Here is an 18500-nt window from a genome sequence, read left to right on the forward strand (position 1 = left end):
TCCGCTTGCGACCTTGGCCCGGTCAGAAGCCCTGGGTCATGTCGACGAAGCAGGAGTAGTGGCCCTGGAACGCGACGGTGACGTCCCGGATGGGGCCGGCGCGGTGCTTGGCGACGATGAAGTCGGCCTCGCCGGCGCGCTCGTGCTCCTTCTCGTACATATCGGGGCGGTGGAGCAGGAGGACCATATCGGCGTCCTGCTCGATCGAGCCGGACTCGCGTAGGTCGGAGAGCATCGGGCGTTTCTCCGTACGCTGCTCCGGGCCACGGTTGAGCTGGCTGATCGCGACGATCGGCACCTCGAGCTCCTTGGCGAGGAGCTTGATCTGCCGGGAGAACTCGGAGACCTCGATCTGACGCGACTCGACGCGCTTGCCCGAGGTCATCAGCTGCAGATAGTCGATCACGATCAGCTTGAGATCGTGGCGCTGCTTGAGCCGCCGCGCCTTCGCCCGGATCTCCATCATCGTCATATTCGGCGAGTCGTCGATGAACAGCGGCGCCTCGGACACCTCGCCCATCTTGCGGGCCAGCTTGCCCCAGGCGACGTCATTCATCTTGCCGGTGCGCATCTCATGCAGCGACACTCGTGCCTCGGCCGAGAGCAGTCGCATGGTGATCTCGATGCGGCTCATCTCCAGGCTGAAGATGGCGCTTGTCATGCCGTTCTTGATCGATGCCGCACGGCAGAAGTCGAGACCGAGCGTCGACTTACCCGCACCGGGGCGAGCGGCGACGACGATCATCTGGCCGGGGTGCAGACCGTTCGTCAGATCGTCGAGATCGACGAAACCGGTGGGTACGCCGCCCATCGAACCGTCGCGGCTGGCGATCGCATCGATCTCATCGATCGTGGCATCCATGATCGCCGAAAGCGGTGCGTAATCCTCGCTCGTACGCTGCTCGGTGACCTGGTAGATCTCGGCCTGCGCACGGTCGACGATGTCGTCGACATCGCCCTGGCCGGCGTACCCCATCTGCGCGACCTTGGTGCCCGCACCGATCAGGCGGCGCAACACCGCCTTCTCGCGCACGATGCTCGCGTAGTAGCTGGCGTTCGCTGCGATCGGCACGCCGGCGACCAGGGTGTGCAGGTACGGCGCGCCGCCGACCTTGCCCAGCTCGCCCTGGCGCTGCAGCTCGGCAGAAATGGTGACCGCGTCGGCGGGCTCGCCGCGACTGTAGAGGTCGATGACCGCGTCGAAGATGACCTCATGCGCGGGCCGATAGAAGTCGATGCCGCGGATCGTCTCGACGCAGTCGGCGATCGCATCCTTGCTCAGCAGCATCGCGCCGAGCACGCTCTGCTCGGCGTTGTTGTCTTGCGGCGGTGTGCGGTCCAGCTGTGACCCGTAGCCGGCGTCGTAATCGTCGGGCGGCTCCGACAATGCCGCCTCACGACCATGGAACTCCGTCACGCTCACCCGAGAACCACCCTCCGACGTCTGTCTCGACCCTGCTCCGACCGCCCGCGCGACGGCCGTGTTCGACTGATTCGAACACTACGCAAAGGCACCGACAGGGCCTGCTCCACCACGCCGTTGACGTCCCCGTCGGATGCCGCTTTCCGGTAACCGCCCGGCAACAATAGGGACCTGGGGAGCCGACCGCCTAGTCGAACGTCCACAGGTCTTGTGGACAACCGTGGACAACCGGTGGGAAACGCCGGGAACGCATGTGCACAGGTTGTTCATATCCTTGTGGAGAAGCGTCGTACGTTTGTCGCAAAGTGCGTTCTGACCTGCACAGACGTAATGCACCTTATGTGGAATGAGGATTCTCCCGCGCGTTTCGCGCGAGCCGTTCAGCGCATGTGAATATGTCGACAAAATCGGCCCCGGGATCGGCGATTCCCACGGGATCTCGGTCTACCTGTGGATGAAGGTGTCGACCGGCGGAACGTCCGTCGCGTCGCCGGCCGGACACCGGACGGTCACTTACCGCGGTGCGTGTCGCGGTACGCCCGCCAGCGTTCGAGGAACGCTTCCTGGTCGGCCTGCATGAACTCGAAGAAGAGCGCTCCATCGGCCAGCCGATGCGCGCCAGGACGCTGCGGGCCCAGCGTATCGACCGCCGCCCTGAATGCGTCTGCCCACCGTCCCAAGATCGGATTTCGCTGTGCCAGCATGCCACCGAACACGTCGTCGTCGAACACGCGGTAGTGATCGCGCCGGTCGCCCGGCACCCGTTGCTTCGCGAGCAGGCCGGCCTGGACCAGGTAGCGCACGGCACCGGAGACCGCCGCCGGGCTCACGCCTAGTCCGGACGAGAGCTCACCGGCCGTATACCTCTCGGCGTCGTCGGCGAGCACGTACGCGAAGATCCGCGCCGCCATCCGCGGGATACCGGACTCGGCCATCACCATCGCGAGATGCTCGACGACTTCCAGGAATCGTTGGTGCTCCTCTGCGGTACGCGCGGTCGCGTTCGTTGATTCGCCGGCCACCAGCTCTCCCTCCACCAGTTCGGCTCATGCGATTCGGATCATACACTTTAGTTAGTTCACACATGTGTGAAATTTGTGTACCGTCCTCGTATGACACTCGCAATCGACATCGCCGGACTGGTCAAGACCTTCGGCGCAACGCGGGCCCTCGATGAGCTCGACCTACAGGTCGAGACCGGCGAGGTGCACGGCTTCCTCGGCCCGAATGGTGCGGGCAAGTCGACGACGATCCGCGTACTCCTCGGCCTCCTGCGCGCGAACGCCGGGCAGGTCAGGCTGCTCGACGCGGACCCCTGGCACGATGCGGCCGAGCTACACCGGCAACTCGCGTACGTGCCCGGTGACGTGAACCTCTGGCCCAACCTGTCCGGCGGAGAAGTGATCGACCTACTGGGCCGACTCCGCGGAGGTCTCGACGAAAAGCGTCGCGCCGACCTCCTCGACCGCTTCGAGCTCGACCCGAAGAAGAAGGGGCGTACGTACTCGAAGGGCAACCGACAGAAGGTCGCCCTCGTCGCGGCGCTGTCCTCAGACGTCGAGCTGCTGATCCTGGACGAACCCACCTCCGGGCTCGACCCCCTGATGGAGTCGGTGTTCCAGGAATGCATCGACGAGGTCAAGAACGACGGCCGCACCGTGCTGCTGTCCAGCCACATCCTCGCCGAGGTCGAGGCGCTGTGCGATCGCGTCAGTATCATCCGCGCCGGTCGTACGGTCGAAACCGGCACCCTCGCCGACATGCGTCATCTGACACGTACGTCGATCGCCGCGGAGACTGCCCGTGCGCCGCATGGCATCGCAGACCTACGGGGTGTCCATGACGCAGTAGTGGAAGGCAATCGGGCGCATTTCGAGGTCGAGACCGCAGAGCTCGACGCCGCGATCAAACACCTCGGCGAGTTCGAGATCCGCTCCCTGACCAGTCAGCCGCCGACGCTCGAGGAGCTGTTCCTTCGCCACTACGGCGATGAGGTCGAGTCCGAGCCCGAGGCCGTCAAATGAGCACGCTCACCGACTCGTCTCCGCGTACGAAGACCGCGCACAACAACTTCGCCGGCCTGGGGACCTTCCTCCGGTTCTACCTCCGCCGCGACCGCATCTCGTACGTCGTCTGGGTCATCGGGCTCTACATCCTGTACGTCTCGCAGGCGGCGAGCACCGACGGCTTGTACAAGACGCAGGCGGAGTTCGACAAAGCCGCGGACACCATGGGTGGCAACCCGGCGTTCGTCGCGATGCTCGGACCACCACATGCGCTAGACACCCTCGGCGGCAACCTCGCGTGGCAGATCAGCGCAACCGGCGCGATCGCGGTCGGGCTGATGAGCATGTTCCTCGTCGGGCGGCACACCCGCGCCGAAGAGGAGAGCGGCCGAGACGAGCTCGTACGCTCCGGCGTCGTCGGGCGACACACACCGTTCGCCGCCACCACGATCGCCGTATCGGCGGTCAACCTCGTCGTCGGCATCGTCATCTCGTTGGGCCTCGTGGCCTACGGTCTGCCGACGGCAGGTTCGTGGGCGCTCGGGCTGGGCACGGCCCTCACCGGCATCGTCTTCACGGCCGTTTCGCTGCTGGCGGCTCAGCTCACGGAGAGCACGCGGGCGATGTACGGAATCGTCGGCGCGGTCATCGCCGTCTCGTACGTCGTGCGGGGCGTTGGTGACGTCGGTGACGGAACCCTCTCCTGGCTGTCCCCCATCGGTTGGATGCAGGCCGTCCGGCCGTACGCCGACGAGCGCTGGTGGCCAATGCTCCTGTCGCTCGGTGCAGCGATCGTACTCATCGTGATCGCACTGCGCCTCATGGCGCGTCGCGACGTCGGGTCCGGCATCCTGCCGCCGCGACCTGGGCCGGCGCGAGCCGGTGCGGGGCTCCGCAGCGCACTCGGCCTGGCCTGGCGGCTGCAGCGAGGGCCACTGATCGGCTGGGCGATCGGCGTCTTCCTCATCGGCATCGCATACGGCTCGATCGGCACTGACGTCAAAGACATCATGGGTGGCGGCACCGCCGCCGAAGCCGTCGCCCAGGCGGGCGGCGATCTCACCGACTCGTTCTACGCGACGACCGCCTTGATGATGGCGATCTTCGCATCGGCGTACGCGATCCAGGGCGGACTGCGGGCGCGCAGCGAAGAGCTCGCCGGACGTGCAGAGCCCTTGCTGGCAACGAACCTCGACCGTACGCGCTGGCTTTGGGGTCACACCGTGATCGTGCTCGCCGGCTCGCTCGTCATCGTCGGTCTCGGTGGCTTCGGCACCGGGCTGATGTACGGCGTGATGTCCGACGACATGTCACAGTTGCCTCGTCTGTTCGGCGCGTCGCTCTGCCACGTACCTGCGACGTGGGTGCTCGCCGGCGTCACCGTCGCGCTCACCGGGCTCGTGCCTCGGTTCGCGATGGCGGCATGGGCAGCTCTCGGCTTCTGCTTCATCGTGCTGATGTTCGGCGAGATCCTGAACCTTCCGAGCTGGCTCACCGACATATCGCCCTTCCAGCACAGCCCGATGGTGCCGGTCGCCGACTTCGACATCGTCCCGCTGGCCATACTCACGGCGGTCGCTGCGGTTCTGCTGGCGGCCGGCACGTACGGGCTGCGTAGGCGCGACCTCGAGACCACCTGACCGCGGGTCCGGTACGCCGCTTCCGCGGGGGTGGTGCGGCGTACCGGGCCGGCGATCAGGCGAACACTGCCGCATGCTCTGCGCCCTATTCGCGTACGACCGTGGTCGCCGCCTGACCTGAACATTGGTTGAGTTCAAGCGCGCCGTGACACAATCGCCGCATGTCCGAGGAGCCCGCTGGTGTCGCCGCCACGCCCACGCCTCCGTACACGGCGGTGATCTTCACCTCGACGCGTACCGACGGCGACAACGGCTACGCGGCAATGTCCGCGCGCATGAACGAACTCGCCGCGCAGCAACCGGGATACCTAGGAGTAGAAGCCGCGCGTGAGGACGTAGGCATCACCGTCTCGTACTGGCGGGATGAGGATTCCGCGCGCAATTGGAAAGCCGTCGCCGCGCACTTGGTGGCACAGCGGCGCGGCCGGGAAGTCTGGTACCGCGACTACCGGGTACGTGTCGCCACCGTCCACCGTGACTACGGCCCGGCAGATTCGGAGTTCGCCTGACGGGTGATGCCGCCCACCGCACAGTCCTCGCGTAGCGTTGACCGGTGCCAGTACCCCGCGCGCTCCGGTTGCGGTTCAACGCCGACGATCGGCAGATCTTCCGGCTTGCCGTACCCGCATTCGCGGCACTCGTCTCCGAGCCGTTGTTCCTACTCGCCGACACAGCGATCGTCGGTCACCTGGGCACGACTCCACTGGCCGGTCTTGCAATCGCGGCAACCGTCCTGCAGACGTTGATCGGGCTGTGCATCTTCCTTGCGTACGGCACGACGGCATCCGTCGGACGCCGCATCGGCGCAGGCGATCAACGCGGTGCGATGGAAGTCGGGATCGCTGGCGGCTGGCTCGCTCTACTCGTCGGCGCCGCCATGACGATCCTTTGCCTTGCCGGCGCCAACAGCATCGTCGGCTGGTTCGACGCATCTCCCGGCGTACACGACCAGGCCGTCATCTACCTGCGCGTCTCGGCACTCGGCATACCGGCGATGCTCCTCGTCCTGGCGACGACAGGCGTTCTCCGCGGGATGCAGGACCTTCGTACGCCCCTTGTCGTTGCCGTGGCCGCGAACATCGCCAACGTCGCGCTCAACGTCGCGCTCGTGTACGGCGCGGACATGGGGATCGCCGGCGCGGCTCTCGGCACGACCATCGCGCAGTGGTGTGCCGCCGCATATCTGACGGCGACGATCGTCCGCGCCAGCCGCAGGGAGCGGGCGTCCGTGCGGCCACACCGTCGAGGGATCGCACAGGCCGCACGGGCAGGTGTGGCACTGATCGTACGTACGCTCACGCTGCGGGCTGCGTTCCTGATCGCAACCGCAGTCGCAACAACAATGGGCGATGCGTCGCTTGCCGCGCATCAGATCGCGCTCACCATCGTCTCGACGCTGGCGTTTGCCCTTGATGCGCTGGCGATTGCCGGCCAAGCGCTCACCGGGCGCGCACTGGGAGCCGGCGACATCACGACCACCAAGCGGCTCACCCGGCGGATGATGGGCTGGGGCTGGTGGGGCGGCGTCGTGGCGGCCGCCGGCCTGCTCGCACTGCACACCGTGTTGCCGCCGCTGTTCAGCTCCGACGATGCCGTACGCGATGCGCTCGTACCTGCGCTGGTCGTGGTGGCGTTGATTCAACCGATTTCGGGCATCGTGTTCGTACTCGACGGCGTGCTCATCGGCGCCGGCGACGGCACGTACCTCGCCTGGGCCGGCATCTTCGTGCTCATCGCGTACGCACCGCTCGCGGCAGCAGTATTGCTCACCGACAGCGGACTCGCCTTGCTGTGGTGGGCGTACGGCGGATTCATTCTTGCGCGAATGGTGACACTCGTACTCCGCGAGCGGTCCGACACCTGGCTGGTCACCGGCGCAAACGCCTGACGCTGTTCAGCGTTTGTCGGCGTGCTGCACCAGCGCCTCGAAGAGCCGCAGATCCGCGCCCGCCTCCGGATGCCATTGCACCGCGACTTCGAAACGGGACCCTGGCTTCTCCATCGCCTCGAGCATCCCGTCGTCCGCACGCGCCGATACCTGGTAGCCCGGGTGATCGCGGACAGACTGATGGTGGTGGCAGCGCACGGTCGTACGCTCCCCCAGCACCTCACGAACCGTCGTGCACGGATGCGTCAACACCTCGACCTCGCCGTATACATCGCCCCCCGGAGAGTGCAGTTCGGTGCCGAGCTCGTCGGGCACATGCTGGTCAAGAGAACCACCAGCACGGGCTGCCATCACCTGCATGCCCCGGCAGATGCCGAGCACCGGGATGCCGCGTAGCTCCGCTGCATCGAGCAAAGCGATCTCCCAGGCGTCCCGGTCGGGGCGTACGTGTGCCGTCCTTGGATGCGCGTCCTGCCCGTACGTTGCGGGGTCGAGATCGGCGCCCCCCGCGACGACGAGCGCATCGACGCGTGCCACGACCGCCGCGGCATGCGCAGGGTCCTGAACCGGCAACAGCATCGACGATCCGCCCGAACGCTCGACGGCAGTTGCGTACTCGGCACAGAGCAGATCGGTGCGCTGACTCCACACTCCGTACGCGGCGTCCTCGCGATATGCCGACAAACCGATGACCGGTTGGCTCACGGGTGACCTCCGGTTCAGGCGGGCGTCACGTACGCGGCGGCGATCCCGCCGTCGACCAGGAACGTCGTCGCCGTCATGAAGCTCGATTCATCAGATGCCAAGAACAGCACGGCATTGGCCATCTCGCCGGGCTCACCGAACCGCCCCATCGGAATGTGCACGAGGCGTCGCTGGGCCGCCTCCTCATCGCTCGCGTAGAGCTCCTGGAGCAACGGCGTGTTGACCGGCCCAGGGCACAAGGCGTTCACGCGTACGCCCTCGCGAGCGAACTGGACACCGAGCTCGCGCGACATCGTCAGCACTCCGCCCTTCGAGGCGGAGTACGAGATCTGAGACGTTGCCGCGCCCATCGTCGCGACGAACGACGCGGTATTGATGATCGATCCACGCCGCTGCTCCAGCATGTACGGCAACGCGGCCTGGCAGCACAGGTAGACGCTCGTCAGGTTCACGTCCTGCACCCGGCGCCACGCATCGAGATCGGTGTCGAGAATCGACGCATCCTCCGGCGGCGAGATGCCCGCGTTGTTGAACGCGATATCGACCGACCCGTACGTGTCGTAGGCCGTCTTGAACAATGCGTCGACCTCGGCCTTGTCCGTCACGTCGACGTGCGCGTAGGTGATGCCGAGCTTGTCGGCGACCTCCGCACCACGGTCGTCGTCGATGTCACCCACGACGACGCGTGCATCCTCCTCGACGAAGCGCTCGACGGTTGCGAGGCCGATGCCCGAGCACCCGCCGGTGATGACGGCGGTCCGCCCGTGAAGCCTGCCTGCCATGTCCTGTTCCTTTCAATGCGAGCGATCCGGAGCCACAACTTCCCGCTCAGGGGGCGGTACTCAAGAAGACGTTCTTCTCCTCGGTGAATGCGTACGGGGCTTCCGGGCCGAGCTCGCGGCCGAGTCCCGACTGCTTGTAGCCGCCGAACGGTGTCCAGTAGCGCACGGCCGAGTGCGAGTTCACGCTGAGGTTGCCGGACTGTACGCCCCGCGATACACGCAACCCTCGACCGAGGTCCGAGGTGTAGATGGATCCGGAGAGCCCGTACTCGGTGTCGTTGGCTTTTGCGACAGCATCGGCCTCGTCGTCAAAGGGAAGCACCGCCACAACCGGTCCGAACACCTCCTCACGCCAAATCCGTTGCTGCGTCGAGTCGGCCAGCACGACCGTCGGCGCCACCCAGAACCCGTCGCCCGCCGGCATCGAGCCGGTGTACGCGACTTCGACCTCGTCGATGTACGCGCGTACCGATGCACGCTGGTGCTCTGAGATGAGCGGTCCCATCTCGCTCGACCGGTCACTCGGATCGAGTACGCGCACGCCTTTGACCGCAGGCTCCAGCAGCGACAGGAACTCGTCGTACGCAGAACGCTCAACCAGAATGCGCGAGCGAGCGCAGCAGTCCTGCCCGGCGTTGTCGAAGACCGCGTACGGCGCGCTGGCGGCAGCCTTGGCCAGGTCGGCGTCCGCGAACACGATGTTCGCGGACTTTCCGCCGAGTTCGAGGGTGCACCGTTTCACCTGCTCGGCACATCCCGCCATGACCTGCTTGCCGACTTCGGTAGAGCCCGTGAAGCAGACCTTACGTACGTCTGGGTGGGTCACGAATCGCTGCCCTACAACGGATCCCTTGCCAGGCAAGATGGTCAGCACGCCTTCGGGAAGACCCGCCTCGAGCGCAAGCTCGCCGATGCGGATGGCCGTCAACGGAGTGAGCTCGGCGGGTTTGATGACGACGGTGTTGCCGGCAGCGAGCGCAGGGCCCATACCCCAGCCCAGGATGGGCATCGGGAAGTTCCACGGAACGATGATGCCCACGACGCCGAGTGGCTCGTGGAACGTGATGTTCACGCCGCCATCGACCGGTATCTGCTTCCCGTTGAGCCGCTCTGGCGCACCTGAGTAGTAGTTCAGAACGTCGCGTACGTTGCCGGCCTCCCAGGTTGCGTTGCCCCAGGTGTGTCCAGCGTTGCGTACCTCGAGGTCCGCAAGCTCCTCGATGTGATCGTCGATTGCCGCAGCGAACCGGCGTAACAGCGTCGCTCGAGTGCCTGGAGCGAGATCGCGCCATGCCGGAAACGCCTTGTTGGCTTGGTCGATCGCGACATCGGTCTGCTCGAGGCTCATGAGCTCGACGTTCGTCACCGGCTCAGCGGTTGCCGGGTTGACGACGGTGTACGTACTCAATGCGTCACATCCTCTCGAATCCGCGGCGCAGCTCCCAGTCGGTCACGACCGCGTTGTAGGCCTCTACTTCGACCTCCGCCATTCGCGCGTAGTGGTCGACCACCTCGTCGCCCAAACCCTTGCGGGCGATCTCCGAACCGACGAAGGCCTCTCGCGCCTCCTGCAGCGTCTTCGGCACCTCGGGTTTGTCGGAGGAGTACGCGTTTCCGACGGTCTCGGGCTCCAAGGTGAGACCGTTCTCGATTCCGTGCAGACCGCCGGCGAGCATGGCTGCAAGCGAGAGATAGGGGTTCACGTCTCCGCCGGGTACGCGGTTCTCCATCCGCGCTCCGGCGCCGTGCCCGACGAGACGCACTGCGCAGGTTCGGTTGTCCATACCCCAGCCGATCGTCGTGGGTGCGAACGAGCCATCGGCGAATCGCTTGTATGAGTTGATGTTCGGCGCATAGAGCAGGGTGAAGTCTCGCATTGTCGTGAGTACGCCCGCGACGAATTGTTCGTACAGAGTGGAGCGTTCGCCGGTCTCGTCGTCCCAGAACACCAGCGAGCCGTCGTCGCCGCGCAGTGACAGGTGAATGTGACAGGAGCTGCCCTCGAGCTCGTTGTACTTCGCCATGAACGTCAAGGACTTGCCATGCTTCGCTGCGATCTCCTTCGCAGCAGTCTTGTACACGGCGTGATTGTCGGCGGTCACGAGTGCGTCTGCATAGAGGAAGCCGATCTCATGCTGCCCCGGGTTGCACTCGCCCTTGGCCGATTCAACGTCCAGTCCCGCGGTGTACATGGTGTTTCGGATATCGCGGAGCAACGGTTCGACGCGTGACGTACCGACGATCGAGTAGTCGACGTTGTACTGGTTGGAGGGCGTGAGGTCGCGGTATGCACGATTCCACGCGTCCTCGTACGTATCGTCGAAGACGATGAACTCCAGCTCCGTTCCGGCGAAGGCACGATAGCCACCCGCCGCGGCCCGGTCGAGCTGCTTGCGCAGGATCCGGCGCGGCGACTGCTCGACCGGACGGTGGTCCATCCACACCAGATCGCATTGCACCATTGCGGTTGCGGGCAGGTGATCGAGCACTCGGATGGTGTCGAAGTCGAGGACGAACTCCATGTCCCCGTAGCCCTTCTCCCACGACGTCATCTCGTAACCGGCGACGGTGTTCATGTCGACGTCGACGGTGAGGAGGTAGTTGCAGCCCTCGGTACCGTGCTCGACGACATGGTCGAGGAAGTACGGCGCGTGCAGACGCTTGCCCTGCAGACGCCCTTGCATATCAGTGAATGCGGCGATCACGGTATCGATCTCGCCGGCGCGGATGCGGTCCTCGAGGTCCTGCAGAGTGAGGTAGCGGTCGTTGCGTCGTGGTGTGTTCATCGGTGTCCCAACGGGGTCATCCCAATAGTCCGCGCAGGAGCGCTTCGGTGTCGTCACAGTGGCTCTCCATTGCTCGCCGGGCCTTCGTCGCCCGACCAGCGAGGATCGCCTCGGTGATTGCGGAGTGTTGCTGGTCCGAGTGTTCGATGTTGACGTCGAGAACCGGTATCGCCGACAACATGTCGTTCAGATCGGCCTGTACGCCGGTGACAGCGTCAATGATCAACGGAGACTCGGTGATCGCCGCGATCGCGAGGTGGAACTGTGAGTCCGCTTGACGGTGTACGCCCGGGCCCTCGGCCGCCGACACCCGCTCGTGTGCCTCGCGTAGCAGGTTGCGCTGCTCGTCGCTGAGCGTGCGGCTCGCCGCTACGTGGCATGCGCCGCCCTCGACGATCTGCCGGAACACCAGCGAGTCGAGCAGTCGCTCGCGCCTGTCGCCGAGGTCGGCCAGGCTCTCGGTCTCCGGGTGTGCGGGGTCGTACGAGACAATCGTGCCGCCGCCGCGCCCCCTTGTCGTACGCACGAGGCCGGCCATCCGAAGTGCGGCGATCGCCTCGCGCAGCGTTGCCCGAGAGACCTCCATGCGCGCGGCGAGCTCGCGCTCCGGCGGTAGCGCCGCTCCGTTCGGATAGACCCCGAGGCGTACCGCATTGGCGAGCCGACCGACGCAGGACTCGAACGCATGGTGCCCGCGTACCGGGCGTAGGACGGCATCGGTCAGGCCGTCCTCGGTCGTGCGAATCACCACGTCGCCAGCCTCCATTCGGCCGCGTCTTTTGTCAATGGTCTTACTTCAAACCATATTTTGCGCTATACATCTGCCGTACGGGGTAAGCGCCTCACTGCGATCCGGAATGAAACGTCTAGACGCAATTGAGGGTGCGCGTTAGCATCAGCCGTCCTGTCTGACCCAGGGAGTCCCCAATGGCGGATCCGACCAATCTCTCGGACGATGAACGCCGGCTCGCCGAGCTCGGCTACAAACAAGAGCTCAGCCGGAACTGGTCCGGTTTCTCCAACTTCGCTATTTCCTTCTCGATCATCTCGATCCTCGCGGGTTGCTTCACGACGTTCGGCCAGGCATGGAACAACGGCGGACCGGTCGCCATCTCGTGGGGCTGGCCGATCATCTCGATCTTCATCCTGATCGTCGGCTTCACGATGTCCGAGCTGGTCTCGGCGTACCCGACTTCGGGCGGCATCTACTGGTGGGCCGCCAAGATGGGCGGGGCGCGAGCGGGCTTCTACACCGGCTGGCTGAACCTGATCGGACTGCTCGCCGTGACGGCTTCGGTCGCGTACGGGTGTGCGACCTTCATCGACCTGACGCTGGGTACGTTCAGTGAGAGCTGGGAGGACGGATACTCGCTCGGGCGGGTGTACCTGATCTTCGTGGCTCTCCTCGCGATCGCCGCGGTACTCAACATCTTCAGCGGCCACCTGATGGCGGTCCTGAACAACATCTCGGTGTGGTGGCACGTCGCCGGCGCGGCCTTCATCATCTTGATCCTGATCCTCGTACCCGACCAGCACCAGAGCCTCGACTTCGTGTTCACCGAGCGACTCAACAACTCCGGGTACGCCGACGCGAAGTACTGGTTCCTGGTGCTGCCTCTGGGGTTCCTGCTCACGCAGTACACGATCACCGGCTTCGACGCATCGGCTCACCTGTCCGAGGAGACCGAGGCGGCATCGGAGGGCGCCGCCAAGGGCATCTGGCGCTCGATCGCGTACTCCGCAATCGGCGGTTGGATCATCCTGCTGTCGTTCCTGTTCGCCGTGCAGGATGCGGACGCGGTCACCGACGGAGGTGGAGCCGTCGACGTCATCTTCAGCCAGGCACTCCCACAGGGGTGGCACGGAACCGTACTGCTGATCTCGGCGGCCGGTCAGTTCTTCTGCACCGTCGCCTGCCTCACGAGCGCATCGCGGATGACGTTCGCCTTCAGCCGCGACGGGGCGATCCCCGGCTCGCGGCTCTGGTCGAAGGTCTCGAGCAGCAAGGTCCCGGCCAACGCAGTCGTCTTCGTGGCCGTCATCGGCGCGATCATCACCCTGCCCGCGCTGAAGGGCGTCGGCGGCATTCCGGTCGCGTTCTACGCGGTCACGTCAGTGGCCGTGATCGGGTTGTACCTGTCGTTCGCTATCCCGATCTGGCTGCGCTGGCGGATGGGTGACGATTTCGAACCCGGGTCGTGGACCCTCGGCCGCAAGTATCGCTGGATGAACCTCGTCGCGGTGATCGAGATCGCGATCATCTCGATCTACTTCATCATGCCGTTCACACCGACGGCGATCCCCGGCCACGAGGACTTCGCCTGGGAGAACGTCAACTACGCACCGGTGCTCACCATCGGTACCTTGATCCTGCTGACGATCTGGTGGTACGCATCCGCCCGGAACTGGTTCACCGGACCGAAGCACACGATCGACGAGGCGGTCGTGGACGCCTTCGATGACTGAGCGGTCGTACGCGCGGTCGGCCACTGCGGCGTAGGCTCAACGCGTGCGGACGCTCACCGTCAACGACAACGCATTCACCGGCATGCCCGACCTTCGTACGGCCGGGGGCGGGCCGTCCCACGCGCGCATCGAACAATGGCTGGCGGGCCTGATCGCCGATGGTTCGCTCTCGACCGGTGACAAGCTGCCGCCGGAGGGCGAGCTGGCCGCCGCCGTTGGCGTGAGCCGGATGACCCTTCGCCAGTCCCTTTCTGCATTGGAGCAACGCGAATTGCTTCAGCGCAGGAGGGGACGCGGCGGAGGTACGTTCGTCGCCCGGCCGCGGATCGAATGCGACCTCACCGGACTCCCCGGATTCACCGAGCAGATGAGTCGGGCACACGTACGCGCGGGCGCTCGGATGGTCACCGCACAGAGTAGGGCGGCACCTCCGGAGGTCGCCAAGGCCCTCGAGGTCCCCGCGGGAGCGCAGGTGTACGAGATCGTGCGCGTACGTCTTGCCGACCGTGAGCCACTTGCCCTGGAGGAGACCTACCTGTCGGCAGACATGTTTCCCGGACTACTCGATCGCCGACTGACCGGATCGCTCTACTCGCTCATGCGCCGCACGTACGACCGCGCACCGCATGCGGCTCGCGAATGGCTGGAGCCGGTCGTTGCTTCGGCCGAGCACGCTCGGCTGCTCGACACAGAGCCTTCGGCGCCGCTGATGCTGGTCACCCGAACCGCATATACAGCCACCGGGATGCCCGTCGAGTTCGCGTATGATCGCTATCGCGCTGACCGCACCAGGATCGCCCTGCGCACCAGCATCGAGGGGTCCGAAACTGCCGAACCATTTCGGGTGGATATTCGGCCGGAGTAGGCAACCTCGGAGCGGGCAACTGCGTCGGTCAGGGTGGGGCTGTTGTCTAACGACGTTCTCGGTCCAGTCCCGGAGAGCCCAGTGACGGGTCCCGCACCGTCCGCATGAGTCCACACGTTCATATCGACGGATAGATGTGAGAAGTGTCTAAACCTACGTTGGCAAACATGATCGAGTTCCACCGTGCGCGTCTGGTGGCGATCGACAACTGGAGCGCAGTGCAGGGGGCGATGGCCACACAGGGTGATTCGGTCACGGCGATCGCGCACGCGCTCGGTGTCAGTCACCTCGGCGCCCACTCGGTGATCGCGATGGCGAACGGCCCGATTCCGGCCCGCAGCCATGTGGAGTCGCAATTGAACTCCCTCGACCAACTCCGGCGCATCGTCGACGGAACCTGACCCAGAAGGTCAGGTAGGTCGGCGCGTCGAGCCAGCGGGGGCTCAAGTTTCATCGACAACGGGGACGCCGACCCACTCGAGTGCGCCCTCGTGGACATTCCGACCAGCATTTTCGCGTCGGTAACCGTGCTTGGCGTCTAGACCTTTAGGTGACGCTTCGTTAACCTTCGGGAATGGTCGAGACAGGAGACCCGGCGCTCGAGGCGCTCGACGCGTTGGCGGTACTCGGCGATCGCCCGCGTACCGTCGAGGAGCTCTCCGGCGGGTTGACCAACCGCAACCTCAAGGTGACGTCGGCGACCGGTACCCATGTCGTGCGCTGCAGTCGCAGCGACACGGAGCTGCTCGGCATCGACCGTGACGCCGAGCATGCGAACTCCCGTGCTGCCGAGGCCGCCGGCGTCGGTGCGCCCGTTCTCGAGTACCGCCCTGAGCTCAGCATGCTCGTCATCGGCTACATCGACGGCATCACGTACGACAACCACAACTTCCAGGTCGACGGCGTCGTCGAACGCGCGGCGAGAGCCTGCCGGCAGCTTCACACCGGGCCCGCTTTCGTCAACGAGTTCGACATGTTCGCCCGACAGCAGCGCTACCTGCGGATCGTGCGCGAACGCGGTTTCGCCCTACCACCCCGGTACGAAACGTTCACCGACGACTTCGCTCGCATGCGTACGGCGCTCACCGTACGCGCGGAGCCGCTCGTACCGTGCAACAACGATCTGCTGGCGGGCAACTTCATCGACGACGGCGATAAGCTCTGGCTGATCGACTACGAGTACTCCGGTAACAACGACGCTTGCTTCGAGCTCGGCAACATCAGCACCGAATGTGATCTGACTGCCGAGCAGCTCGAAGAGCTCGTGACGGCGTACTTCGAACGACCACTACGCAACAAGATCGCCCGCACCCGGCTGCAGGCGATCGCCTCGCAGTACGGGTGGTCGCTCTGGGGTGTGATCCAAGACGCGACCAGCCCGCTCGACTTCGACTTCCATGCCTGGAGCATGGAGCGCTACGAGCGTGCCGCGGCCGCCTTCACTTCCACAAGCTTCGACACGCTTCTCGAGGAGGTCCAGCGCGATGACTGAGCTCCCGTCGCGGGCACAGGTCGTGATAGTCGGCGGCGGCGTGATCGGGGCCAGCGTCGCGTACCACCTGACGAAGCTCGGCCGGACCGACGTCGTACTACTCGAGCAGGGCGAGTTGTCGTGCGGCACGACTTGGCATGCCGCCGGGCTCGTCGGTCAGTTGCGCGCATCCGAGAGCGGCACTCGTCTGGTGCAGTACTCGACCGAGCTGTACGCGGCTCTCGAGGCCGAAGTCGGACTGAGCGCGGGCTACAAGCGCTGCGGAGGCGTCACCGTTGCGCGTACTCCCGAACGCATGACTCAGTTGCGACGCACTGCCTCCACTGCGGAGGCGTACGGACTCGAGTGTGAGCTGCTCACCGCGGAGCAGGCGCAGGAGCGGTATCCCGTCATGCGCGTCGACGATCTCGTCGGCGGCATCTGGCTGCCCGGAGACGGCAAGGCGAACCCGACGGATCTGACGATGGCACTCGCCAAGGGGGCCCGGCAGGGTGGCGCGTCCATCCACGAGCGGGTCCGGGTGACCGGCTTCGGCGTACGAGACGGCGCCGTCGCCTCGGTGCACACCGATGTCGGCGACATCGAGGCCGAGATCGTCGTCAACTGCGCCGGCCAGTGGGCGAAGCACCTCGGCGACCAGGTCGGCGTTACGATCCCACTGCACTCCGCCGAGCACTTCTATGTCGTCACCGATCAACTCGGCGGCGTACATCCCGACCTGCCGATCCTGCGTGATCCGGACGGCTATACGTACTTCAAGGAGGAGGTCGGCGGCCTGATCGTCGGCGGGTTCGAACCCGATGCGAAGCCCTGGCGCTCGCCGCATGATCTGCCGTACCCGTTCGAGTTCCAGCTGCTCGACGAGGACTGGGAGCACTTCTCGGTGCTGATGGACAGCGCACTCGAACGCATTCCGGCGCTCGGCGAGACGGGAATCCGCAAGTTCTACAACGGACCTGAGAGTTTCACGCCCGATAACCAGTTCATCCTCGGCGAGGCGCCGACACTGCGTAACTACTTTGTGGGCGCGGGGTTCAACTCCGTCGGCATTGCGTCGGCGGGCGGCGCAGGTCGCGCGCTCGCGGAGTGGATCGTCGAGGGCCGGGCGACGGCCGACCTGCTCGCGGTCGACATCAGGAGGTTCGCGCCGTTCCATGGCAACAACGCCTGGTTGCGCTCGCGGGTTTCGGAGATCCTCGGCCTGCACTACGCGATCCCCTGGCCGAACCGCGAGCTCTCGACCGCCCGGCCGTTCCGGCGCTCACCCGTGCACGACCGGCTCGCGGACCGCAACGCCTACTTCGGCAGCAAGATGGGCTGGGAACGCCCGAACTACTTCGCACCGAGTGGCGAGAAGCCAGACATCGAGTACGCATGGGGCAAACAGAACTGGCTGCCCTGGTCGTCGGCCGAGCAGCTCGCGACCCGCAACGCGGTGGCGGTGTTCGACCAGACCTCGTTCTCGAAATACCTCGTCACCGGCGGCGACGCCGTCGCGGCACTGCAATGGATCTGCACCAACGACGTCGACGTGCCCATCGGCCGAGCCGTCTACACCGGGCTGTTGAACGACGGCGGGACGTACGAGTCGGACCTCACCGTCACTCGCACCGGACCCCAGACGTACCTCCTCGTCAGTAGCTCGGCGTCAACTGAGCGGGACCAGGACTGGATCCGGCGCAACCTGCCCGCCGGGACCACGACACAGATCGTCGATGTCACCTCGGCGTACGCGGTGCTCGGGGTCATGGGACCACGCTCGCGCGACCTGTTGTCGCGGTTGACCGACGCCGACCTCGGCTCGGACGCCTTCCAGTTCGGCGAGAGTCGCGAGCTGACGATCGGCGCGGCGACCGTACGCGCGACCCGGATCACCTACGTCGGTGAGCTCGGCTGGGAGCTCTATGTACCAACGGACTTCGCCGTCGGCGTGTACGACGATCTCATGGCCGCCGGCGCCGACCTCGGAATCGTCGACGCCGGCTACTACGCGATCGAGTCAATGCGCCTGGAGAAGGGCTACCGCGCATTCGGCCGCGAGCTGACCCCCGACTACGGACCCGTCGAGGCGGGGCTGACCTTCGCCTGCAAGCTGAAGACCGATATCGACTTCATCGGCCGTTCGGCAGTCGAGCAGGCCAAGGCGGCCGGTCCACGGAAGCGGCTCGTTTCGTTCGTCGTATCGGATCCTGAGCCGATGCTCTGGGGCGGCGAGCTGGTGCTCCGCGACGGGGTTGCGGCCGGCATCGTCACGTCGGCCGCGTGGGGAGCGACGACGCGAGCCTGCGTCGGGCTCGCGTACGTCACCGCGACAGATGGAGAGGTCGCGAACGCCGACTGGGTACGCGCAGGAACGTACTCCGTGAACGTGGCCGGCACGACGTACCCCGTCGAGGTCTCCTTGCGGGCGCCGTACGACCCGAAGAGCGAACGCGTGCGCTGACGGC

Annotated in this window: 16 protein-coding genes; 9 read left to right on the top strand and 7 right to left on the bottom strand. The window is 65.6% G+C overall.

Features of this window, described 5'->3' with window-relative positions; translation table 11 throughout:
- Window positions 1-22: 22 nt before the first annotated feature.
- Together dnaB and MU582_21660 are read right to left on the bottom strand one after the other, a co-directional pair.
- Complete coding sequence (dnaB, locus tag MU582_21655; protein UPK77221.1) at window positions 23-1387, bottom strand: replicative DNA helicase; 1365 nt, start codon at window positions 1385-1387, stop codon at window positions 23-25.
- A gap of 545 nt (window positions 1388-1932) precedes the next feature.
- A complete protein-coding gene (locus tag MU582_21660; protein ID UPK75005.1) occupies window positions 1933-2445 on the bottom strand; it encodes a MarR family transcriptional regulator in 513 nt (170 codons plus the stop codon).
- A 90-nt stretch (window positions 2446-2535) separates the two neighbouring features.
- On the opposite strand from MU582_21660, the gene MU582_21665 reads away from it, so the two are divergent.
- The 4 genes from MU582_21665 (at window position 2536) to MU582_21680 (ending at window position 6957) form a co-directional block, all read left to right on the top strand.
- Window positions 2536-3447: an ABC transporter ATP-binding protein gene (locus MU582_21665; protein ID UPK75006.1), complete on the top strand. Its 912-nt coding sequence runs from the start codon at window positions 2536-2538 to the stop codon at window positions 3445-3447.
- Window positions 3444-5069 carry an ABC transporter permease gene (locus MU582_21670; protein UPK75007.1) on the top strand — a complete coding sequence of 542 codons (1626 nt, stop codon included), beginning with the start codon at window positions 3444-3446 and terminating at the stop codon, window positions 5067-5069. Before MU582_21665 ends, MU582_21670 begins: the two co-directional genes overlap by 4 nt.
- A 161-nt stretch (window positions 5070-5230) precedes the next feature.
- Complete coding sequence (locus MU582_21675; protein ID UPK75008.1) at window positions 5231-5578, top strand: antibiotic biosynthesis monooxygenase; 348 nt, start codon at window positions 5231-5233, stop codon at window positions 5576-5578.
- A gap of 44 nt (window positions 5579-5622) precedes the next feature.
- On the top strand, window positions 5623-6957 hold the full coding sequence (locus tag MU582_21680; GenBank protein UPK75009.1) for an MATE family efflux transporter: 1335 nt from the start codon (window positions 5623-5625) through the stop codon (window positions 6955-6957).
- Window positions 6958-6963: 6 nt separating this feature from the next.
- Here the strand turns inward: MU582_21680 and MU582_21685 are convergent, their stop codons facing one another.
- The 5 genes from MU582_21685 to MU582_21705 are packed head-to-tail and all read right to left on the bottom strand — an operon-like array spanning window position 6964 to window position 11981.
- Window positions 6964-7662 (bottom strand): gamma-glutamyl-gamma-aminobutyrate hydrolase family protein, encoded by a 699-nt coding sequence (locus tag MU582_21685; protein ID UPK75010.1) that lies wholly within the window; start codon window positions 7660-7662, stop codon window positions 6964-6966.
- Between the two features lie 14 nt (window positions 7663-7676).
- Entirely contained in the window at window positions 7677-8444 is a 768-nt protein-coding gene (locus tag MU582_21690) for a 3-oxoacyl-ACP reductase (GenBank protein UPK75011.1), read from the bottom strand.
- A gap of 46 nt (window positions 8445-8490) precedes the next feature.
- Window positions 8491-9852, bottom strand: coding sequence for an aldehyde dehydrogenase family protein (locus MU582_21695; protein ID UPK75012.1), 1362 nt, complete (start codon window positions 9850-9852; stop codon window positions 8491-8493).
- Between the two features lie 4 nt (window positions 9853-9856).
- Window positions 9857-11230, bottom strand: a complete 1374-nt coding sequence (locus MU582_21700) for a glutamine synthetase family protein (protein ID UPK75013.1) — start codon at window positions 11228-11230, stop codon at window positions 9857-9859.
- A 16-nt stretch (window positions 11231-11246) separates the two neighbouring features.
- The gene (locus MU582_21705; protein ID UPK75014.1) at window positions 11247-11981 is read right to left on the bottom strand and encodes an FCD domain-containing protein; all 735 of its coding nucleotides are present in this window, start codon (window positions 11979-11981) and stop codon (window positions 11247-11249) included.
- Window positions 11982-12157: 176 nt separating this feature from the next.
- Between MU582_21705 and MU582_21710 the strand changes: the two genes are divergently transcribed.
- The 5 genes from MU582_21710 (at window position 12158) to MU582_21730 (ending at window position 18496) form a co-directional block, all read left to right on the top strand.
- A complete protein-coding gene (locus tag MU582_21710; protein UPK75015.1) occupies window positions 12158-13696 on the top strand; it encodes an amino acid permease in 1539 nt (512 codons plus the stop codon).
- A 43-nt stretch (window positions 13697-13739) separates the two neighbouring features.
- Window positions 13740-14561, top strand: a complete 822-nt coding sequence (locus MU582_21715) for a GntR family transcriptional regulator (GenBank protein UPK75016.1) — start codon at window positions 13740-13742, stop codon at window positions 14559-14561.
- Between the two features lie 167 nt (window positions 14562-14728).
- Window positions 14729-14962 carry a hypothetical protein gene (locus MU582_21720; GenBank protein ID UPK75017.1) on the top strand — a complete coding sequence of 78 codons (234 nt, stop codon included), beginning with the start codon at window positions 14729-14731 and terminating at the stop codon, window positions 14960-14962.
- A 173-nt stretch (window positions 14963-15135) separates the two neighbouring features.
- The gene (locus MU582_21725; protein UPK75018.1) at window positions 15136-16053 is read left to right on the top strand and encodes a choline kinase family protein; all 918 of its coding nucleotides are present in this window, start codon (window positions 15136-15138) and stop codon (window positions 16051-16053) included.
- The gene (locus MU582_21730; GenBank protein ID UPK75019.1) at window positions 16046-18496 is read left to right on the top strand and encodes an FAD-dependent oxidoreductase; all 2451 of its coding nucleotides are present in this window, start codon (window positions 16046-16048) and stop codon (window positions 18494-18496) included. The genes MU582_21725 and MU582_21730 overlap by 8 nt, the downstream gene beginning before the upstream one ends.
- Window positions 18497-18500 lie beyond the last annotated feature (4 nt).

The organism is Nocardioidaceae bacterium SCSIO 66511 (assembly GCA_023100825.1).
GTDB lineage: Bacteria > Actinomycetota > Actinomycetes > Propionibacteriales > Nocardioidaceae > Solicola.

Coding starts and splice junctions, on each gene's coding strand:
- MU582_21690 (UPK75011.1), bottom strand. CDS start 8,444: ATGGCAGGCAGGCTTCACGGGCGGACCGCCGTCATCACCGGCGGGTGC.
- MU582_21700 (UPK75013.1), bottom strand. CDS start 11,230: ATGAACACACCACGACGCAACGACCGCTACCTCACTCTGCAGGACCTC.
- MU582_21675 (UPK75008.1), top strand. CDS start 5,231: ATGTCCGAGGAGCCCGCTGGTGTCGCCGCCACGCCCACGCCTCCGTAC.
- MU582_21725 (UPK75018.1), top strand. CDS start 15,136: ATGGTCGAGACAGGAGACCCGGCGCTCGAGGCGCTCGACGCGTTGGCG.
- MU582_21730 (UPK75019.1), top strand. CDS start 16,046: ATGACTGAGCTCCCGTCGCGGGCACAGGTCGTGATAGTCGGCGGCGGC.
- MU582_21720 (UPK75017.1), top strand. CDS start 14,729: ATGATCGAGTTCCACCGTGCGCGTCTGGTGGCGATCGACAACTGGAGC.
- MU582_21665 (UPK75006.1), top strand. CDS start 2,536: ATGACACTCGCAATCGACATCGCCGGACTGGTCAAGACCTTCGGCGCA.
- MU582_21710 (UPK75015.1), top strand. CDS start 12,158: ATGGCGGATCCGACCAATCTCTCGGACGATGAACGCCGGCTCGCCGAG.
- MU582_21670 (UPK75007.1), top strand. CDS start 3,444: ATGAGCACGCTCACCGACTCGTCTCCGCGTACGAAGACCGCGCACAAC.